This window comes from Streptomyces sp. CA-210063, assembly GCF_024612015.1.
Classification (GTDB): domain Bacteria; phylum Actinomycetota; class Actinomycetes; order Streptomycetales; family Streptomycetaceae; genus Streptomyces.
The window spans coordinates 1,557,467-1,580,990 of record NZ_CP102512.1 but is presented as its reverse complement, the minus strand read 5'-3'; the positions used below and the strand labels follow the sequence as shown (position 1 = coordinate 1,580,990).

Sequence of the window (23,524 nt, the reverse complement as noted above, 5' to 3'; positions counted from 1 at the left end):
GTGACCCACAGAAAGGACTCATCGTGGCCACCACGCGCACCGCACACACCGTCTGGGAAGGCGAACTGCTCAAGGGCAGCGGCACCGTCACCTTCGACTCCTCCGGCATCGGTTCGCAGCCGGTGTCGTGGCCGTCGCGCGCGGAGCAGGCGAACGGCAAGACCAGCCCCGAGGAACTGATCGCGGCCGCCCACTCCAGCTGCTTCTCCATGGCGCTCTCGCACGGCCTCACCGGCGCGGGCACCCCGCCCACCCGGCTGGAGACGAAGGCCGACGTGACCTTCCAGCCCGGCGAGGGCATCACCGGCATCCACCTCACCGTCCGTGGCGAGGTCCCCGGCCTGGACGCGAACGGCTTCCAGGAGGCGGCCGAGGGCGCCAAGAAGAACTGCCCGGTCAGCCAGGCCCTGACCGGCACGACCATCACCCTGACGGCCGAACTGGCCTGACCCGCGGGTCCCGGACGCCGGACAGGTCGCCTTCCCAGGGCACCTGTCCGGCTTTCGTGGTGTCACGGCTGCCGAGCGGACCCCGTCGTCCCGGGTGCGCGGGTGGACCGTGGCGAGCGCCAGCGCGGTCCGCACGGTGGTCGACCAGCGGTCCTGGCGGCTGCTCTTCGGCACGGTCGGCAGGACACTGCGCCTGGCGCACGCCGTCCGCAGACGCCTCCAGGCCTCCGCACGCCCCATTGACAAGAGCCCACTCAAGTTTTGTGCTGGAGGCGGGAACACCTGGCGGACCTTGCTGGAAGGAGACGGCGATGGCACGTGCGGTCGGGATCGATCTCGGTACGACGAACTCGGTGGTGGCCGTACTGGAAGGCGGCGAAGCAACCGTCGTCGCCAACGCGGAGGGGCAGCGGACCACTCCGTCCGTGGTGGCGTTCGCCAAGAACAACGAGGTCCTCGTGGGCGAGGTCGCCAAACGGCAGGCCGTGACGAACGTGGAGCGCACCGCCCGATCCGTCAAACGCCATATGGGCGACGGGAGTTGGCGCTTCCCCGAGCAGGGCTCCGTGGACGGCACCCGCTACCGGGCCCAGGAGCTGTCCGCGCGCGTCCTGCAGAAGCTGAAGCGGGACGCCGAGTCGTATCTCGGGGAGGACGTCACCGACGCCGTCATCACCGTGCCCGCGTACTTCGACGACGCCCAGCGGCAGGCGACCAAGGAGGCGGGGGAGATCGCGGGCCTGAAGGTCCTGCGGATCATCAACGAACCCACGGCCGCGGCCCTCGCCTACGGCCTGGACCGGGGCGAGGAGCAGACCGTCCTCGTCTTCGACCTCGGCGGCGGCACCTTCGACGTCTCGCTCCTGGAGATCGGCGACGGGGTCATCGAGGTCAAGGCCACCAACGGCGACACACACCTCGGGGGCGACGACTGGGACCAGCGGGTCGTCGAGTACCTCGTCAAGAAGTTCAAGGGCCAGTACGGCATCGACCTCGGCAACGACAAGATGGCGCTGCAACGGCTGCGCGAGGGCGCGGAGAGGGCCAAGATCGAGCTGTCCAGCTCCTCCGAGACGTCCGTCAACCTGCCGTACATCACCGCCTCCGGGGAGGGGCCGCTCCACCTGGAGGAGAAGCTGACGCGCACTCAGTTCCAGGAGCTGACCGCCGACCTGCTCGACCGCTGCAAGACGCCCTTCCACCAGGCCGTCAAGGACGCGGGGGTCAAGCTCGCCGCGATCGACCACGTCATCCTCGTCGGCGGCTCGACGCGCATGCCCGCCGTGACCGACCTCGTGAAGGAACTCACCGGCAAGGACCCGCACAAGGGTGTGAACCCCGACGAGGTGGTGGCCATGGGCGCCACGCTCCAGGCGGGAGTCATCCGCGGCGATGTGAAGGACGTCCTGCTCCTCGACGTCACCCCGCTGTCCCTGGGCATCGAGACCAAGGGCGGCATCATGACGAAGCTGATCGAACGCAACACGACGATTCCCACCCGCCGTTCGGAGATCTTCACGACGGCGGCCGACAACCAGCCGTCGGTCGGCATCCAGGTCTACCAGGGCGAGCGGGAGATCGCCGCCTACAACAAGAAGCTGGGCGTCTTCGACCTCACCGGGCTGCCGCCGGCGCCGCGCGGCGTGCCGCAGATCGAGGTGGCCTTCGACATCGACGCCAACGGCATCATGCATGTGTCGGCGAAGGACCTGGCGACCGGCCGCGAACAGAAGATGACGGTGACCGGGGGCTCCGCCCTCCCCAAGGACGACATCGACCGCATGATGCGGGAGGCCGAGCAGTACGCCGACGACGACCGCCGGCGCCGCGAGGCCGCCGAGACCCGCAACCACGCCGAGCAACTCGTCTACCAGACGGAGAAGTTCCTCCGCGACAACGTGGAAGGCGTCCCCGCCGACGTTCGCTCCGAGGTCGAGTCCGCCATCACCGACGTGAAACGCCTCCTGGAAACCCCCGAAGACACCGCCACCCTCCACACCGCCACGGAGAAACTGGCGACCGTCAGCCAACGCATGGGCCAGGCCATGTACGCGGCCGCCGCCGGCACCCCAGCCGACGAACCGAGCCCCGGCCCCGCCGAGGGCTCCACCGACGAAGAGGGCGTGGTCGACGCGGAAATCGTCGACGAGGACAAGGACACGAAGGGGGGAGCGGCGTAGGCCGGTCGCGGGTTCTGGACGGTTCGGCCGGGGCGGAGGGCTCGGCTGACTCTTCTGAACCCGCCGCTCCCCATATCCCGCCGCGAGGGCGATCAGCCCACGCTGCGCGTCCCGGCGGTGCCGAACCGGCCGTGCGTGTCCATGGGGCCGGCCTCAGTACTTGTCGCGGTAGCGCTCCAGGATCTCTCTCGTGTGCTCGGCGGACGCCGCATGCGCGGCCATGTGGTCGAGGACCTCGAGGTGCAGGGCGACCTCGCCGCGGGAGTCGAGGTAGAGGGCGCCGGTGAGGTATTCGGTGTAGACCATGTCGGGGAGTTCGGGTTCGGCGAAGCGGAAGAGGGAGAAGGGGGCGTAGGTGCCCGGGTGGGGCCCGCTGGCGAACTCGGCGACCTGGAGGATGACGTGGTCCTTCTCGGTGATGTCCAGGAGCCGGTCGATCTGGTCGCGCATCACCTGGGAGCGGATGCTCACCGGACGCATGAGGGCCGTCTCGTCCATGATGACCCAGAGGTGCGGAGGGTTCTCCTGGGTGAGCAGCTTCTGCCGGGCCATCCGCAGTGACACATGGCGATCGATCGTCTCGGGCCCCGTCTGGCCGACCGTCCCGGCCTCCATCACGGCCCGCGCGTACTCCTCGGTCTGCAGCATCCCCGGCACGAAGTGCGGCTCGTACTGCCGGATCAGATGCGCCGCACCCTCAAGGCTGACGTACACGCTGAACCAGTCGGGCAGCACATCGTGGAACCGCTGCCACCACCCGGGCTTGTTCGCCTCCTCGGCCAGCGCCACGAACGCCGCGACCTCCCGCTCGGCGACGCCGTACGTCGTCAGCAGCACCTGTACGTACGGGATCTTGAGCGAGACGTCGGCGGTCTCCATACGCCGTACCGTCGCCGGGGCCACCCGCAGGACGCGCGCCGCCTCCTCGCGCTTGAGCCCGGCGGCCTCGCGCAGTTCCTGCAGCCGTCTTCCGAGCACCACCTGACCCACGGTGGGCGCGGCCCGCCGCTCACTCACGCCACGCCTCCCCACGCGCCGAGATACGCGCACAGTCTGTCATGTTCCGGTGGACATCTCACGGGGTCGGCCGGAACGCGACGCCCCGGATCTCCGGCTGTCCGGAGAGATCGACACGTCGGTTCCGGCAGCCTCCGCCACGACGACCCGACAGGGTACGGGGTGCCATGACCTCCGAGGTAATCGACCTCCGCACACCCCGCCCGGCAAGGTGAAGTCACCGGATTCCGGGCCCGCGCACTCCGGCCCGGTATCCGGGCCCGGACCGTGTTCCGCCGCCGTCCTTCCGGCCAGACTCCCGGCCCTCCGCCGGATTTCCCGACCACGACCTCGACGGAGAGTGATTTGCTATGTCCACGACCCAGCTCGCCCTGCTCGCCCGGACCACCGACCCCCGGACCATGCTGCGCCGCTTCCTGGCCGTGGACGCGGTGGTGACCGGGGCGAACGGGCTCGCCTACCTTCTCGTCCCCGGCCCCCTCGGCCGCTTCCTCGGCGTCGACTCCACACTGCTCGTCGCACTTGGCGTGTTTCTTACGGTGTACGCGGCGGGTGTCGGCCTGCTGGCCTCGCGTGAACGTCCGCCCACGCCGGCCGTACGGGCCGTGATCGACGCCAACCTAGCCTGGACGGTCCTCAGCCTCGTCGCGCTGGTCCTGTGGCTGACGCCGAGCACGGCGGGCACGGTGTGGACGCTGCTCCAGGCACTGACCGTCGCCGGGTTCGCGGCGGTCCAGTACGTCGCCGTGCGCGCGACCGGTACATGAGCCAGAAACTGAGGGAACGTCAGTTCATGAGTGAGTGAAGATACTTGACCGTCGCCGGGTCGGCCGGGAGGAACGTCTCGATGGCCAGCTCGGCCACGGTCACGTCCATGGGCGTATTGAACGTCGAGACCGATGAGATGAAGGAGAGCACCCGGCCCTCGTGCTCGATCCGCATCGGCAGCGCGAAGTAGGCACTCGCCTCAGTATCGGGACCCGCACCGGCATCCTCGCCGGGCCCGTCGTCGAGTGCCCCCGGCGGCAGCGGGTACGCCGCCACCTCCTCGTACAGCGCGCGCAACGGCTCCGAGCGGCGCAGCGCGATCTGGCGTTCCATCTGCTCCAGCAGATGACCGCGCCAGGCACGCAGGTTCTGGATGCGCGGCGCCAGGCCCTCGGGGTGGAGGGTCAGCCGCATCGCGTTGAGCGGCGGCACGAGCAGCGACTCGGGCACGCCGTCGAGCAGCATGACGATGCCCCGGTTGGCGGCCATGACGTCGTACGTCGCGTTCATCACCAGCGCCGGATACGGCTCGTAGCCCTGGATCAGCCGCTCCATGCCCTCGCGCAGGGCGGCCATCGCCGGGTCGTCCAGCGGGGTCTCCGGGTAGCGCGGGGCGTAACCCGCCGCGAGGAGCAGCGCGTTGCGCTCCCGTACCGGTACGTCCAGGTGCTCGGCGAGCCGCAGCACCATCTCCTCGCTCGGGCGGGAGCGGCCCGTCTCGACGAAACTGATGTGCCTGGCCGAGGAACCGGCGCGCAGCGCCAACTCCAGCTGGCTGACCCGCCGTTCCTCCCGCCAGGCCCGCAACAGCGGGCCCACGCCCTGGTCGGGAGGGGTGGCGGGACGGCCCGAGGCGCCGGTCGGGACAATGGTCATACGAAGAACGTAGCCGAGGCGATCGAGGAGTGACGCGTGTACAACCCGTGGAACCCGTCCTGGGAGGCGACGGCCGTCTACCGGGCACGGGTACGAGGGTGCCTGCTGGGCGGCGCGGTCGGTGACGCGCTCGGCTATCCGATCGAGTTCGCCTCGCTGCCGATCATCCGGTCCACGTACGGCGACCGCGGCGTGACCGGGCTCGTGCCGGACGGCGAGGGCGTCGTGGGCCGCGTCAGCGACGACACCCAGATGACCCTCTTCACCGTCGAGGGACTCCACCAGGCCCATGAGCACGAGCGGCTCAAGGGCGTCGACGGCGCCTGGTCCGACCTGGTCCGGGGCGCCTACGGCCGCTGGCTCGACACCCAGCGGCAGCCCGGCCCCGACCCGCGCGCCGTCGCCGGCCTCGCCGCCCGGCGCTGGCTGTACGCCCGCCGCGCCCCCGGCAACGCCTGCCTGTCCGGCCTCGCCCAGCCGTACCACGCCGAACCGGCCGTCCCGCCGGGTCGGCCCGGGCCCATCAACCCGGACTCCAAGGGCTGCGGCACGGTCATGCGCTCGGCCCCCTTCGGGCTGGCCCGCGTCCCGGCCGAGACCGCGTTCGAGCGGGCCGTGCGGGGCGCCCGGATGACCCACGGCCACCCCACGGGGTACTACGCCGCCGGAGCCCTCGCCGCGATCGTCGCGTATCTGGTGGCCGACGAGTCCCTGGAGGGCGCCGCGCTGCGCACCCTGCGGCTGCTGGCCCGCCACCCGGGCCACGAGGAGACCACCCGCGCCCTGACCCGCGCCCTCGACCTGGCGGACGAGGGCGCGCCCACGGCCGAGAAGGTCGAGTCCCTCGGCGCCGGCTGGGTCGCCGAGGAGGCCCTGGCCATGGGCCTGTACTGCGCTCTCGCCACGCACAGCGTCACGGAAGCACTTCTCCTCGCCGTCAACCACTCCGGCGACAGCGACTCCACCGGCTCCCTCTGCGGCAACCTCCTCGGCGCCCACTACGGCGACCACGGTCTGCCCCAGGAATGGGTGGCGGCGACGGAGGGCCGCGCCGACATCACCGTACTGGCGGACGACTTCGCGGCGGAGTGCGTACGGATCTGATCACTGACGGCGTACGGACGGATCCGGTCGGCCGGCCGCCTGACCAGGGACCCGGCGGCCGGGCTGTGGCACGCTGAGAGGGACCGCACGTCACGGAGGGGACGTCTCGGAAGGAGTGGGCCATGCCCGTCGAACCCTTGTCGCAGAAGGAGATCGAGGACCGGCTGGCGGAACTGCACGGTTGGTCGCTGGACGGAGGCCGGCTCGCCCGCTCCTACCGGCTGGGCTCGCACTTCGCGGCGACCGCGCTGGTCGTGCACATCGCCCGGACGCAGGAGGAACTCGGCCACCACTCCGACCTCGCCCTCGGCTACAACACCGTCTCGCTGACCATCAGCACCCACAGCGCGGGCGGCGCCGTCACCGAGAAGGACTTCGAGCTGGCCCGCAGGGTGGAGGCGCTCGCGCCCGGCCACGGGGCGGGCTGAGGCGGGTGCTGGACTACGACAAGGAGGCCGGCGACTACGACGCGCTGCGCGGCGGCGAGCCCCGGGCCGAGGCCGCCGCCCGTGCCGTACTCGGCCTCGTCCCCGAAGGCACCCGGAATCTGCTGGACATCGCGTGCGGCACCGGGATCGTGACCCGGCGGTTCGCGGCCGCGCGGGACGGGATGCGGGTCACGGGCGTCGACCTCACGTACGCGATGGCGAGCCGCGCCGCCGCCCGTCTGCCCGGCTCGGTCGTGATCGGAGACGGCCGCCGACTCCCGTTCCGCGACGGGGAGTTCGACGCCGTGACCAGTGTGTGGCTGCTGCATCTGCTGGGCGGCCCCGAGGACGTACGGACCGTGGTCGGCGAGTGCGCCCGGGTGCTCCGCCCCGGCGGTGTCTACGTCACCACCGTCGACAAGGCCGCCTCCCACAACGTGGGCAGCGACATCGACGCCGTCCTCGCCCCGCGCCCCCGGGCCCCGGCCATGGACACCGCGGCGGCCGTCGAGAAGTACGCCGACGAGCACGGTCTGCGCGCCGCCGGACAGGCCCGCTTCCAGGGACGCGGCCAGGGCCGCAGCCCCCGCCGCACCGTCTCCGACCTGCGCCGCGGCTGGTTCGTCACGCTGCCGCCCGGTGACCCTCTCGCCGACGACTTCGCGGTGCGGCTGGCGGCGCTGCCCGACCAGGACCGGGCGCGCCCGGACCCGGAGTTCACGGTGCGGGCGTTCCGGAAAGGCTGAGGTCAGGAGTCGGCCGACCGCCTCCTGAACTCCATGGTCCAGTTGGTCAGCCAGTTCGCCCCGTCGTCGAGCGAGAACGCCTGCTCCCAGCGGGCCGAGGCCGCGGACATGCCCGACCACACGAACCGCACCCGCACGTCCTTGCCCTCGTACGTGTCGTCCCCGTAGAACTCGCCGTGGTCGCCCTCGAACCGGCCGACGACCGGCGGGAACAGCTTGCCGCTGCGGCTGGAGGACCAGTTCAGCGACCACACCCGCGCCTCGGTGTCGAACAGTCGCAGCGTCAACCCCTTCGAGCCGAGGTACGGCATGTCGATCTCGTCGATGTTCGCGGCCCCGTCGAACAGGGGTTGGCACCGGCTCGTGGCGGGGAACTCCTCCCAGCCGCTGTCCGGATCGAGGAAGTCGGTGCGGCGGCGGTGGTGGACCTCCCACTCGCCGTGGAAGAAGTCGAAGTCGTGCGGGCTGCTCATGAGCGGTCTCCGGTGGTACCAGTGGTTCCGGCGGGCAGGGAATCGGCCAAATAGGCGTCGAGGGCCGGGGCTTCGGGCGCGAGGATGTGGCGTACCCAGGCGTCCCGTTCGTGCTGGATCGGCGGCAGTTCCCAGACGCAGCCGATCCACGGCCGGTCGGTGGCGACGAAGTGTGTCGGGTCGCTGTCCGGGCAACCGAGCACCGGCTGGCCCGCCGCCGCGCCGGCGAAGTGCAGGACGTTGTCCCACACCCAGCTGTAGACGTTCAGATAGGCGCCGTCGTCCCCGCCCCGGTGCAGCACGACGAACGTCGCCGGCGGTGTCCCGTCCGGCTCCGGCAGCAGCTTCGGGAGGATCGCGTACGCCGCCTCCTCGACGTCGGGCGCGATACCGGCCGGGTCGGCGGTGACGTGGTAGCGCTTGATCCGCCGACCGGCCACCTCGATGGGCGGCGGCACGGTCAGCAACTTCTCGGTGAAGGGCATGACGGGACGCTACGGCCGCTTCACTGACACCATGTGTCAGTGAAGTCCAGCCGACTCGTCTCGATCCTTCTCCTGCTCCAGACCCGGGGCCGGATGACCGCCGCCCAGCTCGCCGAGCAGCTGGAGGTCTCCGTCCGCACGGTCTACCGGGACGTGGAGGCGCTGGGTGCGGCCGGGGTCCCGCTGTACGGCGACGCGGGCCACGCCGGCGGCTACCGCCTCCTCGACGGCTACCGCACCCGCCTCACCGGCCTGACGACCGACGAGGCCGAAGCCCTGTTCCTCGCGGGCGCCCCCGGTCCCGCCGCCGAACTGGGCCTCGGCGCGGTCCTGGCGGCCGCCCAGCTGAAGGTCCGCGCCGCCCTCCCCGCCGAGCTGCGGGCCCACGCGGACCGGGTCGCCGGCCGCTTCCACCTGGACGCCCCCGGCTGGTACGCGGAGGCCGACGACACCCCGTTCCTGCCCGCCGTCGCCGACGCGGTGTGGAACAGCCGGGTCCTGCACGTCCTCTACCGCCGCTGGGCCGAGCCCACCGATGTACGGCGCCGCCTCGAACCGTACGGAATCGTCCTCAAGGCGGGCCGCTGGTACGTCGTCGCCGGCCCCGCCCCGCGCACGTACCGCGTCGACCAGATCCTCGAACTCACCGCGCCCGACGAGGAGTTCACCCGCCCCGGCGACTTCGATCTGGCCGCGTACTGGACGGCGTACCAGCGTGGCTTCCAGGACCGGCTGTACCGGGGCGAGGCACTGGTCCGGCTGGCGCCGGGCGCGAGCCTCGCCAGGGCCGTGCCGGTCGACGGGGGTGCTGGGGACGACGGTTGGACCACGGCCCGGGTGCCGATCGAGTCGGTGGAGCACGCCCAGGGAGAGTTCCTGCGGCTGGGCGCGGCCATCGAAGTGCTGGAACCTGCCGAGCTGCGCCGGAGGATGGCCAAAACGGTGGCCGAACTGGCCGAAAGGTACGGCAACGTGGCCGGGATCGGTGGCGACCGGTAGGCGGAACCCGTCCGTCCTTTCTGGAGGTTCGTCACGTGCAGCACCCGCAGAGGCACCACAGACGCCGAGCCCTGCGCTCGGCTGTGACAGCGGCCCTCGTCGCCGCCGGACTCACCACGTTCACCGGCACGCCCGCCCAGGCCGCCACCGCCCGCCAGGTCGAGGCCCTGGACCGAGGCGTGGTCAGTGTGCACGTCGACAGCGGCAACCTGGTCAGCTGGCGCTGGCTGGGCACCGACCCGAACGACGTGTCGTTCAACGTCTACCGGGCCGGAACGAAGGTCAACTCGACGCCGATCACCGGCTCCACCAACTACTTCCACTCCGGTGCCCCCGCCCAGGCCGACTACACGGTCCGCGCGATCGTGGGCGGCGTGGAACAGGGTGACTCGGTGCACGCCGTCCAACTCCGCACCGGCTACAAGGATGTGCCGATCAGCGCCCCCGCCGGCGGGACCACCCCGGACGGAGTCGCGTACACCTACGAGGCCAACGACGCCTCCGTGGGTGACCTCGACGGCGACGGCGCCCTGGAGTTCGTCCTGAAGTGGCAGCCGACGAACGCCAAGGACAACTCCCAGTCCGGCTACACCGGCAACACGATCATCGACGGCATCAAGCTCGACGGCACCCGTCTGTGGCGCATCGACCTGGGCCGCAACATCCGCTCGGGCGCGCACTACACACAGTTCCAGGTGTACGACTACGACGGCGACGGCAAGGCCGAGATCGCCGCCAAGACGGCGGACGGCACGGTCGACGGCACCGGCGCGGTCATCGGCAGCTCCTCCGCCGACCACCGCAACTCCAGCGGTTACATCCTGTCCGGCCCCGAGTACCTGACCATGTTCAACGGCCGGACCGGCAAGGCGATGCAGAGCGTCGACTACGTCCCGGCCCGTGGCACGGTCTCGTCCTGGGGCGACTCGTACGGCAACCGCGTGGACCGCTTCCTCGCCGGGACGGCGTACCTGGACGGCGCCCGGCCCTCGCTGATCATGGCGCGCGGCTACTACACCCGTTCGGTGATCGCCGCCTGGGACTGGCGGAACGGCTCCTTCACCCGCCGCTGGACCTTCGACACCAGCTCCTCCACCAACAGCGGCCGAGGCTACGACGGGCAGGGCTCGCACAGCCTCTCCGTCGGTGACGTCGACAACGACGGCAAGGACGAGATCGTGTACGGCTCGATGGCCGTGGACGACAACGGCAACGCCCTGTGGACCACCAGGACGGGCCACGGGGACGCGCAGCACCTCGGTGACCTCGACCCGTCCACCTCGGGCCTGGAGTACTTCAAGGTCTCCGAGTCCACCTCCCAGCCGGCAGAGCTGTACATCAACCCGGCCAACGGGGCGATCCGCTGGCAGCTGGCCGCCTGCTGCGACAACGGCCGGGGAGTCGCCGGGGACGTCCACGCCGGCAACGACGGCCCCGAGATGTGGTCCGCCTCCGACACGTCCATCCGTGACGAGGCCGGCGCGACGAAGGGCCGCGAGCCCTCCTCCGTCAACTTCCTCTCCTGGTGGGACGGCGACCCGGTCCGTGAACTCCTCGACGGCACCCGCATCGACAAGTACGGCACCTCCTCCGACACCCGCCTGCTGACCGGCTCCGGGGTCTCCTCCAACAACGGCACCAAGGCCACCCCCGCCCTCTCCGGCGACATCCTCGGCGACTGGCGCGAGGAGGTCGTCTGGCGGACCAGCGGCAACACGGCCCTCAGGATCTACTCGACCCCGGTCGAGACCGGCACGAAGATCACGACCCTGCTGCACGACCCGATGTACCGCACGGGTCTGGCCTGGCAGAACACCGCCTACAACCAGCCCCCGCACACCAGCTTCTTCATCGGCGCCGGGATGCCCACGGCACCCAGGCCGACGGTGTACACGCCGTAGGGGACCGGTCCGTGGGTGGGCTCAGGCGCCCGGCCCGCCCACGGACTCCGGTGAGACCTCAGCCCAGCGTCAGCGACGCCTGTACGGGCAGATGATCGCTGGGGAACTGGCCGTTCAGGGAGAAGGTGTTGATGGAGGCCCGGTGCGCCGTGACCTCCGGCGTGGCCAGGATCCAGTCGATGCGGTCGCCGCCCGGCGTCAGCGGCCGGTAGCCGTGGAAGGTCGCGTACAGCTCACCGCGCTCGGCCGCCGTGTCCCAGGTGTCGACGAGTCCGGCGCCCAGCATCGTGTCGTAGACCGTGTTCCTGTGGGCCGCGACATTGAAGTCGCCGGTGACGACGAGGGGGAGCGACTGGTCGAACCCGGCGATGCGCTGGGCGATCAGCGCCGCGGAACGCTCGCGGGCGTACTGGCTGACGTTGTCGAGGTGGGTGTTGAGGAAGTAGAACTCTCTGCCGCCATCCTGCAGATCGCGGAACCGGACCCAGGTGACCATGCGGATGGAGCCGCCGCCCCAGGTGTTGGAGCCGGGCACCTCCGGAGTGTCGGAGAGCCAGAAGTGCTGGTGCTCGACGGGCGCGAGCCGGCGGGTGTCGTAGAAGACCGCCATGAACTCGTCGCGGTTGCCGCCGGCGCGTCCGGTGCCGATCCAGCGGTAGTTCGCCCCGAGGTCGGCCTCGATGTCGAGGAGCTGCTGGTGGAGGCCTTCCTGGGTACCGATGACATGGGGCGCTTCCTGCCGCAGCAGTGCCCGCATCACCGGCCTGCGCACGGCCCAGCTGTTGGGCTGGGTGGTGCTCGCGTAGCGCAGGTTGAACGACATCGTGTCGAGACGGGGGCCGGCGAGTTCCTCCGCCGCGGCGGCGGGTTCGACGGACATTCCGGTGTGGGACAGGGGCAGCAGCACCGCCGCGGCGAGGGCGGTCTTCAGACTGAGGCGACGCGTGACTCGGCTGTGGTTCGGCACAGGGGCTCCTTCTGCGGCGGCTTCCGGGCGAGTCGTGCGCGGAACAGTGTGGAACGGCTTTCCATGCTAGTCATGAACATGTCGATATATCGAGGTGTACATGGCTCGAAGAGGGCGCGCGCCCGACCCCGGCGCGCGCCCTCTCCAACGTCCTGCTCGGGTGTCAGGTCACCGTGCAGGACTGGTCACCGAGCTTGAACGCGGTCGGTCTGCCGTTCGTCCCCGACCAGCTGCCGGTGAAGCCGAAGCCCACCGACGAACCCGCCGCCACACCGCCGTTCCAGCTGATGTTCCTGGCCGTGACCGCCGAACCCGACTGGGTGTGGTCGGCGTTCCAGAGCTGGGCGATGGTCTGGCCGTTCGGGAAGGTCCAGCCGAGGGACCAGCCGGTCCAGGCGCTCGTGCCCGTGTTGGACAGTCGCACATCCGCCTGGAAGCCGCCCGACCACTCGTTGGTGACCTTGTACGTCACCGCGCAGGCCCCCGCCGGCTCGGGTCCCGGATCCGTACCGCCGCCCCCGCCCCCGCCGCCGGTGTCGGAGGAATCGCCGTAGATGACCCCGCGCCCGTTCGTCGCGACGTAGACCCGCCCGTACACCCTCGGGTCACCCGTGATCGCCGCGCCCGTCCAACCCCACTGGTGGGCGTCGTCGTTGAGCCGCGTCCAGCTCGCACCCTTGTCCGTCGAGCGGAAGATGCCGCGTACCCCGCCGATCTTGGCGCTGGTGTAGAGGGTCTGGTACGAGGCTCCCGTCGCCGCCTTGCCGAAGCCGATCGTGTCGGCCTGCTCGACGCCTGAGAGCTTGGTCCAGGTGGCGCCACCGTCCGTGGAGTGCCACAGGCCGTACGCGCCGTCCGTCGCGCCGCCCGCCAGCCAGATGTCACCCTTCACCCCGGGCAGCGCCTTGAAGCGGACGCTGTCACCGCTGGGAAGGCCGGTGGCGCTCGACGCGGTGAAGGTCGCGCCGCCGTCCGTACTGACGTAGAACTTCCCGGACTTGAAGCCGTAGAAGGTCCTCGGGTCGACCCGGTCCGACTCGACGATCGCGTCGGCCGGTATCCCGCCGGCCGCCTGCCACGAGGTGCCGAACCCGGTCGTGTACTGCACGCCCGCGCCCGCCGGGCTCCACACGAACCGGCTGCCGTCCGAGGCCGCCGCGACCGTACCGCCGCCGCTCACGCCCGACGGGTCGGTGCCCGCGAACCAGTTGGCGCCGTTGTCCGTGGAGAAGGCGATGTGCGGGCCCGAGTCCAGGTTGCCGACCCGGACGACCGTGTTCGGGTTGGACTCCGCGTAGTCCAGGCTGGTCGTCGTCGTGAAGTTCGGCGAGGTGAACATCATCGACGGGACCTTCGTCAGATCCGTGTGCCGGAAGCCGCCGATGTCACCGAGGGCGCTCAGCAACGGGGCGCCGGACGGGGGAGAGGCGAGGTCCAGGACGGCCGTCTCCTCCAGGCCCCGCACCATCGGCTTGATGGTGAACTGGCTGCCGCTGTCCCAGTTCCCCAGGTTCTCCGTGCCGTAGATCGTCGCGCCCGTCCCGTACATCATCCGGTCGGAGTCGAACGGGTCGATCTCCAGCGCCTCGGTCATCCAGCCGAGTTTCGGTGTCTGCTCGGGCGGCGACGGGTTCGCGCCCCAGGTCAGCCAGGGCGACGAGGACACGTCCATCGTGTAGCGGTTCGAGCGGTTCGGGTACGACGTGTAGTCCCAGGCCCTGGTCCAGGTGGCACCGCTGTCCGTGGAGCGGAAGATCTGTGTGTCCGGCCACCAGGAGCTGTACGCCGTCGCCATGACCGTCCCCGGATCCTGACGGTCGACCGTCAACCCGCTGAAGCCGTAGTACGTGTCGGCCTCCGCGACCGGGCTGATGTTCGTCCAGGCGCCCGTCGCCGTCGCGTACCGCCACAGCTGGCCCTTGCCGCCGTCGTACGGCCCGCCCTTGTCGCTGTACGACAGATACAGATGGCCGTTCGTCGCGTCGAGGACGCCCTTGTGGGCCAGATAGCCGGTCGGCTGCCCGGCCACCCGCGACCAGGTCGCGCCCGCGTCCGTCGAGCGGTAGACCGCGTTGTCCTTGTCGGCGACGCCGACGTAGAGGGTCTTCGTCGCGCTGCCCGACGTGCCCGTCGACTCGTCGAAGGTGACCCAGACGATGCCCTGGTTGTCGCTGGAGTACCCGCTGGTGTCGGACGGGTCGGCCACGTAGGTGCCGACGTTCGGGAAGTTCGTCACCTGCGACCAGGTGACCCCCGAGTCCGTCGACCGCCACAGGCCCTTGCCGCTGGGCGCGCCCAGATACAGCACGCTGTTCCGGTTCGGGTCCACGGCCAGCCGCTCGCCCATGCCCCGGCCGGGCATGTTCCCGCCCAGCTTGAACGGCAGGTCGGTCTTCTGCCAGCTGGCGCCCCGGTCGGCGGACCGCAGAATGGCCCCGTTCCCCGGGTCCCAGCTGTTCGTGTACGTACCGGCCGCCACGTACACCTTGTTCGGATCGACGGAGTCGGAGGCCAGGCTCACGACCCCCGTGTGCCCCCAGTCGTCCCAGCCGACCGAGTCCAGCAGCGGGGTCCACGTCTTCGACGACTCCACCCAGCGATAGGCCCCGCCGATGTCCGTACGGGCGTACGCGAGGTCCTGCTCCTTGCGGTTGAAGACGATGCCGGGCACGAAGCCGCCGCCGTCGATACGCGCGTTCTTCCAGGTGTAGGTGTCGGCGGCGATGGACACCGACTTCGAGGCCGTCTCGGCGGCGATCGCGGGTGGGGATCCCGCGAGCAGCCCGGCCGAGAGGGCGAGCACGGCAGTAAGAATGCGGGTTCTTCGCACGGTGGGGGCCTCTCCTTCAAGAGTGGGGGAAAGGTGCGAAGCGATACGTGCACAGCCCCCGCGCCCGTCTTTCAGGGGCGCGGGGAACTGCGCGACCAGCCACGGACTACCCGCAGCCGACATACGACCCGGAGCTATTCCAACAACTCCGCGTACGAACCCATGGCCAAGGCAATATCCGCCTGAGCCCAGAACCGGTGATACGTGAACGACGGCGCGGCCCCGCCCGCGAGATACGCCTCGATCTTCGACCAAGCCGGATCGTCCTCATAGAACGACCGAATGGAATCAAAGGTCGACGACGAGTTGATCGCGTCACCGTTCGGCATCGTCCCGGTCCACCCACTCGGCACGTACACCCGGTCGTCGAACCGGTTGTAGTCCGCGCGGGTCTCCGGAACCGCGACCCCCAGCCCGTCCTGGTGGTGTTCCCACATCCCGTCGAGCAGCGCCTTGGCGACCCGGGCCGCGTCGGCGTCACCGGAGCGGTCGGCGTAGTAGGTCAGGGTCTTGGCGTAAGCGGCCGCCACCCCCACGTCGTCGGTGTAGTCGGCCACGGTGACGTGAAGTCCCGCGTTGGCACCGGGACTTGACGCGTTCCACGTGTCGGGCGCACCCGACCACTGAAGCGTCGACGGAATCCGGTACGTACCATCCGGATTGATCGTCGTCTTGGACAGCGCCCAGTCGACCCACTTGTCCAGCACGGTCTTCGCGGCAGCGTTCCCCGTCTGCTGGTAGTACTCGGCGACCCGCTCCATGGACCACGCCTGGAAGCCGAACCACTGGTTGGACGGCGGGTCGTGGTACACCGGCTTCTCGTCGTAGAACATGCCGTAGAACGTCGGCGTCCCGGCCGGAGGCGTGGCGTACCGCCCCGCCCAGCTGTTGGTGGCGCCGCCCGCGATGCCGCCCTCGTTGGACTGCAGCCACCGGTAGAACTCGATCTGCCGGTCGAGGGACTTGGCCCAGTCCGCCTGCCCCGTCGACGACTTGGGCTTCAACGGGCCGTAGTTGGCGAGGGCGTGGGCGGCCAGCGGGTTCTGGTAGCCGCCGTGCGTGTGGCTGGAGCCGATGCGCCAGGCCCAGCCGGCGCTGGTGTCGGTGGCGCCGCCCCACGCGTAGTACCAGTTGAGCAGGTAGTGGGCGGAGTCCTTGCCGGTGCCCGCGGGGCAGCTGGTCGGGCCCACGCAGTTCCCGATCTTCTTGAAGTACTTGTCGTACATCGCGTAGCGCAGGTAGTCGCCCATCTTCGCGGCCTTGCCGATGGTCGCGGAGACGTCGCCGCCCTTGCCCTGCTGCTTGGCCCAGATGTCCGCCCAGTACGCGGCCTGCACGGCTCGTGCGTCGGCGTCCGGGGCGTTGGTGAACTTCCACTGCTTCGAGTACGACGCGTCACCGGTGAACAGGTCCAGATACCCGTTCGTGCCGCCGTACTTGAACTGGTCGCAGGTGGGCTGCGGAATGGTCTCCCAGACCGACTCCTGCGGCCCGCGCTGGAAGGTGTTGATGTACGACGGGCCGGTGTCCGTCGGTCCGGCCTCGCACTTGCCCGGCGAGTTGCCGTAGCCGTAGACATTGTCCACGTCCTGCAGCCAGTGCATGCCGTAGATGTCGTCCGTGCCGTACGCGCTCTTCAGCTCGGCGGCGATCGGGTCCGAGCCGACCGAGACACCGGTGTTGAGCTGCGCCGGATACTCGTTGGGGGTGTCGTGCTCGGGCGCGTACGTCGCCGGCTTGCTCGGCGTGTAGAAGGAGTTGGTCGGCTGGTCGGCGCGGGTCGGGATCATGTACTTCTCCATGATCTCCCAGGCGCCGTTGAACTTGGACCAGTCGCCCGTGACCTTGCCGTACATGGCCTGGAGCCACAGGAGGTAGCTGTACGCCTCCGAGGTGGTCTCATGGCCGTGGTCCGGCGCCTCGACGATCAGCGTCTCCACCGAGTGGTACGGAATGCCCTCGGGGGAGAAGTAGCCGTTCGCCGGGTTGGTGATCTTGCCGTAGAGCTCCAGGAACCGCTCGTCGTACTCGCTCGAAGCGGTCAGCTGGGTCACGGTCACCGCGGCCTTGGCGTGCCCGGTGGCCGTCGACTCGAAGACCGCCGAGCCGGTGCCGGAGGCGTTCGCGCCGATGGTCACCTTCTGCGCGGTGTTCCAGTTCGACGACGTGAAGGTCAGCGACGCGCCGCCCGTCACGGAGAGCCCGGTGTTCCCGGACGCCCGCGCGGTCGTCACCGTCACACTGCCCGACGGCTGGGTCGAAAGTTTCACCTCGTACGTGCCCGACTCGCCCTGGCGCACCCCCAGTTGGGTCGGCGAGACCACCACCGCGGGACCCGAGGCGACGGTGATGCCGACCGGCGTGGAGTTGGCCGACGCGCCCAGGCTGTCGTACGCCTTGGCCACCAGCGAGTGACTGCCCACGGCCAACCCCGTGGCCGAGAACGTGTACGGCGACGTCGTGTCCGTGCCCAGCAACGTCGTGTCGTCGTAGAACTCGACCTTGGAGATCGTCGCGTTGTCCGCCGCGGCGGCGGTGGCCGCCATCGGCACCGCGTCGCCCTGCGAGTACACCGCGCCCGGGGCGGGGCTGGTCAGCACCGTGATCGGCGGCTGATGGGCCCCGACACAGGTGGTGCCGTTGATCGCGAAGCCGGTGGGCGCCGCGTTCGTGCCGCTGTACGTGAACTGGGCGCCGGTGGTCACCGCGGCCCCGACGGCGATCGTGCCGTTCCAGGACGAGTTCCGAGCCGTCACCGTCTTGCCGGACTGCGACCAGGTGCCGCTCCAGCCGTTGGTGAGCGTCTGGTTGCCCGCGTAGTCGTACGTCAGGGTCCAGCCGCTGATGGCCTCGGTGCCCCGGTTGCTGATCGTGAGCTCGGCGGTGAAACCCGAGCCCCAGTCATTGGTCTTGTAGTCGACATTGCAGGCGACTGCCGCCGCACTGGCGGGAGTCGATCCCGTGCTCAGCATCGTCAAGGGCAGGGCGAGGGCCGCGACCACGGCGGTCCACAGGCGCCGCGTGGCACGGCGTCTCCGTCTGGGGTGCATGCTCTGGTTCCTTCCGTGCGGCTCTTACGAAGGTGGGGGCGGAGCAGCAACAACAAGCCTTGAACCAGTGGGAGCGCTCCCATATTGAGGAGGGGGGTGCAAGGGGTCAAGGTGCTTGAAGAGTCGAAAAGATTCGACGAGGCGAAAAGATTCGTCGCGCGCAACAGCGCGACACCTCTGTCTTTTACCGTCACTTGGCGCTACCTTCACCCACACCAGTGGGAGCGGTTCCATCAGTCGACGCGTTCGTCCCAGACGCGTCCGAGCTGCGAGGGACGCTCCGAGAACACCCCCAGTGTTTTCAGGTCTTTTACTCGCCTCGGCGACAGCGCGACGACTCCTCCTCGTACACCCCACTACGGAAGAGGAACCCGCACTCATGAGCCGTACCAGAACAGCACTCCTCGCGGCGTTGGCGCTGGTCGCCGGCGCCGCCGGGACCGCGATCGCGGCCGTCCCCGACGATGTCGGCGCCAAGGCGATCCCCTGCACCGTCGACTACAAGGTGCAGAACCAGTGGTCCACCGGCTTCACCACCGCCGTCACGATCACCAACAACAGCGCCGCGAAGTCGTCGTGGGCCGTGAAGTGGTCGTACGCGGGCAACCAGCAGGTCGGCAACGGCTGGAACGCCCGGATCACGCAGAGCGGCACCTCGGTGACCGCCGCGAACGAGACGTACAACGGCACGCTGGCGACCGGCGGTTCGGTCAGCTTCGGCTTCAACGCCACGTACAGCGGCACCAACGCCCTGCCGACGACGTTCACGCTCGACGGCGTGACCTGCAACGTCGACGACGGCGGCGGTGGCCCCACCACTCCGCCGGGTCCGGGCACCCCGGGCACGAAGGTCGACAACCCGTACTCCGGCGCCAAGGTGTACGTGAACCCCGAGTGGTCCGCGAAGGCCGCCGCCGAGCCGGGCGGCAGCCGCATCTCCAACCAGCCCACGGGTGTCTGGCTGGACCGGATCGCCGCCATCGAGGGCGTGGGCAGCGCCATGGGCCTGCGCGACCACCTCGACGAGGCGCTGCGCCAGAAAGGCTCCGACCAGCTCGCCATCCAGCTGGTGATCTACAACCTGCCAGGCCGTGACTGCGCGGCCCTCGCCTCCAACGGCGAGCTGGGCCCGACGGAGATCGACCGCTACAAGACGGAGTACATCGACCCGATCGCGGCGATCCTCGCGGACCCGAAGTACGCCTCCCTGCGCATCGTCACCACCGTCGAGATCGACTCGCTGCCGAACCTCGTCACCAACACCGGCAGCCGCCCGACGGCCACCCCCCAGTGCGATGTCATGAAGGCCAACGGCAACTACGTCAAGGGCGTCGGCTACGCGCTCAACAAGCTCGGTGACGTGGCGAACGTCTACAACTACGTCGACGCCGGCCACCACGGCTGGATCGGCTGGGACGACAACTTCGCCGCCTCCGCCACCACCTTCAAGGAGGCCGCGACCGCCGAGGGCGCCACGGTCAACGACGTCCACGGCTTCATCACCAACACGGCGAACTACAGCGCCCTGAAGGAGAACAACTTCACCATCAACTCGGCGGTGAACGGCACCTCCGTCCGTGAGTCGGACTGGGTCGACTGGAACCGCTACGTCGACGAGCTGTCCTTCGCCCAGGCCTTCCGCAACCAGCTGGTCTCGGTCGGCTTCAACTCGAACATCGGCATGCTGATCGACACGTCCAGGAACGGCTGGGGCGGCAGCGCACGGCCCACCGGTCCCGGTGCGACGACCAACGTGAACACCTACGTGGACGGTGGCCGCTACGACCGCCGTATCCACATCGGCAACTGGTGCAACCAGTCCGGGGCCGGCCTCGGCGAGCGTCCGCAGGCATCCCCCGAGGCCGGGATCGACGCCTATGTGTGGATGAAGCCGCCGGGTGAGTCCGACGGTTCCAGCCAGTTCATCGAGAACGACGAGGGCAAGGGCTTCGACCGCATGTGCGACCCGACGTACACGGGCAACCCGCGCAACGGCAACAACATGTCCGGCGCCCTGCCGAACTCGCCGCTGTCCGGGCACTGGTTCTCCGCCCAGTTCCAGCAGCTGATGCAGAACGCGTACCCCGCGCTGTGAGCACCATCGGGTGAACCGGTCCGCCAGGGGTCAGCCATGCTTTCCCGGCCCCTGGCGGACCGCGACTCCGCCACCGAACAGTCCTCGCTTCGGTGGCGTTGTCAGTCATGCCGGTCATCCTCGACGGCGGAAAAACGATCTTCCCCGGGTGGCGGCAAACGACTGAATCGGCAGGGAGAGTTTGCCGATACGGCAAGAGAAGTGGCCGTTCCCGGGTGTGCCGGAGCAGGCTGACGGCACCCGGAAGAGAGGCTCACCGTCATGGGACAGCACCACCACGGCCACGGCCAGGGTCAGCACGAGCACGGTCACGGCCATCACGATCACACCGACATCGACTGGGCCGAGCTGGCCGAGCATCTGGAGGGCCAGGCGGAGCTGTTCGCGCCGCTGAACCGGCAGGCCGCGGCCTGGGTGGCCGAACGGCAGCCCGAGCCGGGGCTGGTCGTCGACGTCGGCAGTGGCCCGGGGGTGGTGAGCTGTCTGCTGGCCGACGAGTTCCCCGGTGCCCGGGTCGTCGCCCTCGACGGCTCGGGACCCCTGCTGGAGCGGGCCCGCGCCCGTGCCGAACGCCTGGGGATCGCCGACCGGTTCGGCACCCTGGAGGCAGAACTCCCGGACGGGCTGGGTGACTTGGAGTACCCCGCCGATCTGATCTGGGCGAGCCGCAGCCTGCACCACCTCGGCGACCAGCGCGCCGCCCTCGCCGCCTTCGCCGAACGCCTCGCCCCCGGCGGCACATTGGCCATCGTGGAGGGCGGCCTGCCCAGCCGCTTCCTGCCGCGTGACGTCGGCATCGGCCGCCCCGGACTGCAGTCCCGGATCGACGCGGCGGAGGACCTGTGGTTCACCGAGATGCGGGCGGCACTGCCGGGCAGCGTCCCGGAGACCGAGGACTGGCCGGGCCTGCTCACCGCCGTGGGCCTGCGCGACGCCACATCGCGCACCTTCCTCCTCGACATCCCGGCCCCGGTGCCGGAAGCCGCCCGCGCCTACGCCCTCGCCTCGTTCCAGCGCGGCCGGGGACTTCTCGCGGACTTCCTCGACGCCTCCGACCTCTCGACCATCGACCGCCTCCTCGACCCCGACGACAAGTCGAGCCTGCACCACCGCACGGACCTCTTCGTCCTCGCGGCCCACACGGTTCACGTCGCCCGGTCGTGACGTCGGGTCGGTCCTCGCCCGGCGGTCCTTGACTTCGAGAACGCTTCAAGTGGTGGACTGCACTCGTCGGCCGGAGACAGACGGCCGACCGGAGTCCTCTGGGGGTAGGTCATGTCCGAAGCACCAGTCGCGCTCATCACCGGCGGCGGCACCGGTATCGGAGCCGCCGTCGCCCGGCGGTTGCTCGACGAGGGCCACCGCGTGGCCGTCACCGGGCGCAGGGAGGAGCGGTTGCGTGCGTTCGCCGCCGAACTCGGGGAGCCGGAAGGGCTGTTGACCCTTCCGGGGAACGCGGCCGAGTACGCGGACGTACAGGCGGCGGTGGACGCCACGCTCAAGGAGTTCGGGCGGATCGACACCGTCCTCGCCAACGCCGGATTCGCCACGCACGACACCGTCGCCGAGGGGGACCCCGCCGGGTGGACGGAGATGGTGCTGACCAATGTGCTGGGCCCGGCCCTGCTCATCCGGGCCGCCATCGACGCCCTCAAGGAGACCCGGGGGCGGATCATGCTGGTCGGCAGCGTCGCCGGGTTCGTCCACGGGCCCGGCAACATCTACGGGGCCACGAAGTGGGCCGTGACCGGGCTCGCCGAGAACACCCGGCGACAGGTCACCGAGTGGGGTGTCGGCGTGACCCTGATCGCGCCCGGCCGTGTGGAGACCCCGTTCTGGGACGCCTACGGCAGCCTCCCGCCCGGCCATCTCCTCACCGCCGACCAGATCGCCGACTCCGTCGTCTGGGCGATCCGGCAACCGGCCGGGGTCGACATCAACACCGTGGTCGTACGCCCGATCGGGCAGCCGGTCTGAGACCACGGGCGTCAGGGACCGGGATCACCGCCCGCCCCCCCCGACGCACGAGACCGCCCGTCGGAAATCGTCCGGCGGGCGGTCTCCGCACTCTCGGCGAGCAGGCGTCAGCCGTGGGCCCGGTCGCCGTGGGCCCGGTCTCAGGCCTGGTTGAACGTCGCCGGGTCCGGGCCGATGCGCCGGTCCTCGTTCAGCGCGCTGATCGCGGCGATGTCCTCGGTGTCCAGGGAGAAGTCGAAGACCTCGATGTTCTCCTTGATACGGGACGGGGTCACGGACTTGGGGATGACCACGTTGCCCAGCTGGAGGTGCCAGCGCAGCACGACCTGGGCCGGGGTGCGGCCGTGCTTCTGCGCGATGGCGATGATCGCCGGGACCTCCAGGAGACCCTTGCCCTGGCCGAGCGGCGACCAGGCCTCCGTGGCGATGCCCTGCTCCGCGTGGTACTCACGGGACGCGTGCTGCTGCAGATGCGGGTGCAGCTCGATCTGGTTGACGGCCGGGATGACGTTCGTGGCGTCGATCAGCGTCTGAAGGTGCTCCGGAAGGAAGTTGGAGACACCGATGGACTTCGCGCGGCCGTCGGCGTGGAGCTTCTCGAACGCCTTGTAGGTGTCGACGAACGTGCCCCGGGCCGGCAGCGGCCAGTGGATCAGATACAGGTCCACGTACTCCAGGCCGAGCTTGTCCAGGGACTCGTCGAAGGCGCGCAGGGTGGAGTCGTAGCCCTGATCGCTGTTCCAGAGCTTGGTGGTGACGAAGAGGTCCTTGCGGGCGACGCCGGAAGCGGCGAGGGCCTTGCCGGTGCCCTCCTCGTTGCCGTAGATCGCGGCTGTGTCGATGCTGCGGTAGCCGGCCTCCAGCGCCGTGGTGACCGCCTGCTCGGCCTCGTCGTCCGGCACCTGCCACACGCCGAAGCCCAGCTGGGGCATCTCGACGCCGTTGTTCAGGATGATCGGGGGGACCTTGCTGCTCACGAGCTCTCGATCCTTAAGTCGGTCGGGTGGTACTTCCCATCGTCAACGATCACGGCGCGCGATGCATTCCTGAGCGGTCTCCTCGCGCCCCGAATCGCAGATTGGCCGGAATTGGACCCGGCCGTTCCAGGGTATCGGTCTGGACCATTGACCGAGCACGGTCACGCAGGGATTCTGTCCTCTGCGTCAACGCACATCGGTG

At 69.9% G+C, this 23,524-nt stretch carries 19 protein-coding genes; 11 read left to right on the top strand and 8 right to left on the bottom strand.

Annotated elements, in window-relative coordinates; translation table 11 throughout:
- Positions 1 to 23: 23 nt before the first annotated feature.
- The gene (locus JIX56_RS06845) at positions 24 to 449 is read left to right on the top strand and encodes an OsmC family protein (RefSeq protein ID WP_257537864.1); all 426 of its coding nucleotides are present in this window, start codon (positions 24 to 26) and stop codon (positions 447 to 449) included.
- A gap of 311 nt (positions 450 to 760) precedes the next feature.
- Positions 761 to 2,629, top strand: coding sequence for a molecular chaperone DnaK (gene dnaK / locus JIX56_RS06840; protein WP_257537863.1), 1,869 nt, complete (start codon positions 761 to 763; stop codon positions 2,627 to 2,629).
- A 153-nt stretch (positions 2,630 to 2,782) separates the two neighbouring features.
- On the opposite strand, the gene JIX56_RS06835 is transcribed toward dnaK, so the two are convergent.
- Positions 2,783 to 3,646 carry a helix-turn-helix domain-containing protein gene (locus tag JIX56_RS06835; RefSeq protein WP_257537862.1) on the bottom strand — a complete coding sequence of 288 codons (864 nt, stop codon included), beginning with the start codon at positions 3,644 to 3,646 and terminating at the stop codon, positions 2,783 to 2,785.
- 350 nt (positions 3,647 to 3,996) lie between these two features.
- Here JIX56_RS06835 and JIX56_RS06830 point away from each other — a divergent pair, with 350 nt between their 5' ends.
- On the top strand, positions 3,997 to 4,413 hold the full coding sequence (locus tag JIX56_RS06830) for a hypothetical protein (RefSeq protein ID WP_257537861.1): 417 nt from the start codon (positions 3,997 to 3,999) through the stop codon (positions 4,411 to 4,413).
- A 19-nt stretch (positions 4,414 to 4,432) separates the two neighbouring features.
- On the opposite strand, the gene JIX56_RS06825 is transcribed toward JIX56_RS06830, so the two are convergent.
- On the bottom strand, positions 4,433 to 5,290 hold the full coding sequence (locus JIX56_RS06825) for a helix-turn-helix domain-containing protein (protein WP_257537860.1): 858 nt from the start codon (positions 5,288 to 5,290) through the stop codon (positions 4,433 to 4,435).
- 36 nt (positions 5,291 to 5,326) lie between these two features.
- On the opposite strand from JIX56_RS06825, the gene JIX56_RS06820 reads away from it, so the two are divergent.
- From JIX56_RS06820 to JIX56_RS06810, 3 genes are all read left to right on the top strand, one after another.
- Positions 5,327 to 6,394 carry an ADP-ribosylglycohydrolase family protein gene (locus tag JIX56_RS06820; RefSeq protein WP_257537859.1) on the top strand — a complete coding sequence of 356 codons (1,068 nt, stop codon included), beginning with the start codon at positions 5,327 to 5,329 and terminating at the stop codon, positions 6,392 to 6,394.
- 122 nt (positions 6,395 to 6,516) lie between these two features.
- Positions 6,517 to 6,822, top strand: coding sequence for a 4a-hydroxytetrahydrobiopterin dehydratase (locus JIX56_RS06815; RefSeq protein ID WP_257537858.1), 306 nt, complete (start codon positions 6,517 to 6,519; stop codon positions 6,820 to 6,822).
- Between the two features lie 5 nt (positions 6,823 to 6,827).
- Complete coding sequence (locus tag JIX56_RS06810; RefSeq protein ID WP_257537857.1) at positions 6,828 to 7,568, top strand: class I SAM-dependent methyltransferase; 741 nt, start codon at positions 6,828 to 6,830, stop codon at positions 7,566 to 7,568.
- A gap of 2 nt (positions 7,569 to 7,570) precedes the next feature.
- Here JIX56_RS06810 and JIX56_RS06805 read toward each other — a convergent pair whose 3' ends face one another.
- Positions 7,571 to 8,041, bottom strand: a complete 471-nt coding sequence (locus tag JIX56_RS06805; RefSeq protein WP_257537856.1) for a hypothetical protein — start codon at positions 8,039 to 8,041, stop codon at positions 7,571 to 7,573.
- Positions 8,038 to 8,526 (bottom strand): hypothetical protein, encoded by a 489-nt coding sequence (locus JIX56_RS06800; RefSeq protein WP_257537855.1) that lies wholly within the window; start codon positions 8,524 to 8,526, stop codon positions 8,038 to 8,040. Before JIX56_RS06800 ends, JIX56_RS06805 begins: the two co-directional genes overlap by 4 nt.
- Before the next feature lie 39 nt (positions 8,527 to 8,565).
- Here JIX56_RS06800 and JIX56_RS06795 point away from each other — a divergent pair, with 39 nt between their 5' ends.
- Both JIX56_RS06795 and JIX56_RS06790 read left to right on the top strand, forming a co-directional pair.
- Positions 8,566 to 9,525, top strand: a complete 960-nt coding sequence (locus tag JIX56_RS06795) for a helix-turn-helix transcriptional regulator (protein ID WP_257537854.1) — start codon at positions 8,566 to 8,568, stop codon at positions 9,523 to 9,525.
- Between the two features lie 35 nt (positions 9,526 to 9,560).
- Positions 9,561 to 11,426 (top strand): rhamnogalacturonan lyase, encoded by a 1,866-nt coding sequence (locus tag JIX56_RS06790; protein ID WP_257537853.1) that lies wholly within the window; start codon positions 9,561 to 9,563, stop codon positions 11,424 to 11,426.
- Between the two features lie 58 nt (positions 11,427 to 11,484).
- Here the strand turns inward: JIX56_RS06790 and JIX56_RS06785 are convergent, their stop codons facing one another.
- The 3 genes from JIX56_RS06785 to JIX56_RS06775 all read right to left on the bottom strand — a co-directional run bounded on the left by JIX56_RS06785 (position 11,485) and on the right by JIX56_RS06775 (position 18,273).
- Entirely contained in the window at positions 11,485 to 12,393 is a 909-nt protein-coding gene (locus JIX56_RS06785) for an endonuclease/exonuclease/phosphatase family protein (protein ID WP_257537852.1), read from the bottom strand.
- Between the two features lie 163 nt (positions 12,394 to 12,556).
- The gene (locus JIX56_RS06780) at positions 12,557 to 15,223 is read right to left on the bottom strand and encodes a cellulose binding domain-containing protein (RefSeq protein ID WP_257537851.1); all 2,667 of its coding nucleotides are present in this window, start codon (positions 15,221 to 15,223) and stop codon (positions 12,557 to 12,559) included.
- 134 nt (positions 15,224 to 15,357) lie between these two features.
- Complete coding sequence (locus JIX56_RS06775) at positions 15,358 to 18,273, bottom strand: glycoside hydrolase family 48 protein (RefSeq protein WP_257537850.1); 2,916 nt, start codon at positions 18,271 to 18,273, stop codon at positions 15,358 to 15,360.
- A 379-nt stretch (positions 18,274 to 18,652) separates the two neighbouring features.
- Between JIX56_RS06775 and JIX56_RS06770 the strand changes: the two genes are divergently transcribed.
- The 3 genes from JIX56_RS06770 (at position 18,653) to JIX56_RS06760 (ending at position 22,345) form a co-directional block, all read left to right on the top strand.
- Positions 18,653 to 20,368 (top strand): glycoside hydrolase family 6 protein, encoded by a 1,716-nt coding sequence (locus JIX56_RS06770; protein ID WP_257537849.1) that lies wholly within the window; start codon positions 18,653 to 18,655, stop codon positions 20,366 to 20,368.
- A 261-nt stretch (positions 20,369 to 20,629) separates the two neighbouring features.
- Positions 20,630 to 21,532 carry a class I SAM-dependent methyltransferase gene (locus tag JIX56_RS06765; protein ID WP_257537848.1) on the top strand — a complete coding sequence of 301 codons (903 nt, stop codon included), beginning with the start codon at positions 20,630 to 20,632 and terminating at the stop codon, positions 21,530 to 21,532.
- A 111-nt stretch (positions 21,533 to 21,643) separates the two neighbouring features.
- Complete coding sequence (locus JIX56_RS06760; protein ID WP_257537847.1) at positions 21,644 to 22,345, top strand: SDR family oxidoreductase; 702 nt, start codon at positions 21,644 to 21,646, stop codon at positions 22,343 to 22,345.
- Between the two features lie 140 nt (positions 22,346 to 22,485).
- Here JIX56_RS06760 and JIX56_RS06755 read toward each other — a convergent pair whose 3' ends face one another.
- Positions 22,486 to 23,322 carry an aldo/keto reductase gene (locus JIX56_RS06755; protein WP_306819828.1) on the bottom strand — a complete coding sequence of 279 codons (837 nt, stop codon included), beginning with the start codon at positions 23,320 to 23,322 and terminating at the stop codon, positions 22,486 to 22,488.
- Positions 23,323 to 23,524 lie beyond the last annotated feature (202 nt).

Excerpts from the sequence above, each read along its gene's own strand:
- JIX56_RS06765 (WP_257537848.1), top strand. The coding sequence starts at position 20,630 with ATGGGACAGCACCACCACGGCCACGGCCAGGGTCAGCACGAGCACGGT.
- JIX56_RS06760 (WP_257537847.1), top strand. The coding sequence starts at position 21,644 with ATGTCCGAAGCACCAGTCGCGCTCATCACCGGCGGCGGCACCGGTATC.
- JIX56_RS06775 (WP_257537850.1), bottom strand. The coding sequence starts at position 18,273 with ATGCACCCCAGACGGAGACGCCGTGCCACGCGGCGCCTGTGGACCGCC.
- JIX56_RS06800 (WP_257537855.1), bottom strand. The coding sequence starts at position 8,526 with ATGCCCTTCACCGAGAAGTTGCTGACCGTGCCGCCGCCCATCGAGGTG.
- JIX56_RS06830 (WP_257537861.1), top strand. The coding sequence starts at position 3,997 with ATGTCCACGACCCAGCTCGCCCTGCTCGCCCGGACCACCGACCCCCGG.
- JIX56_RS06805 (WP_257537856.1), bottom strand. The coding sequence starts at position 8,041 with ATGAGCAGCCCGCACGACTTCGACTTCTTCCACGGCGAGTGGGAGGTC.
- dnaK (WP_257537863.1), top strand. The coding sequence starts at position 761 with ATGGCACGTGCGGTCGGGATCGATCTCGGTACGACGAACTCGGTGGTG.
- JIX56_RS06815 (WP_257537858.1), top strand. The coding sequence starts at position 6,517 with ATGCCCGTCGAACCCTTGTCGCAGAAGGAGATCGAGGACCGGCTGGCG.
- JIX56_RS06825 (WP_257537860.1), bottom strand. The coding sequence starts at position 5,290 with ATGACCATTGTCCCGACCGGCGCCTCGGGCCGTCCCGCCACCCCTCCC.
- JIX56_RS06770 (WP_257537849.1), top strand. The coding sequence starts at position 18,653 with ATGAGCCGTACCAGAACAGCACTCCTCGCGGCGTTGGCGCTGGTCGCC.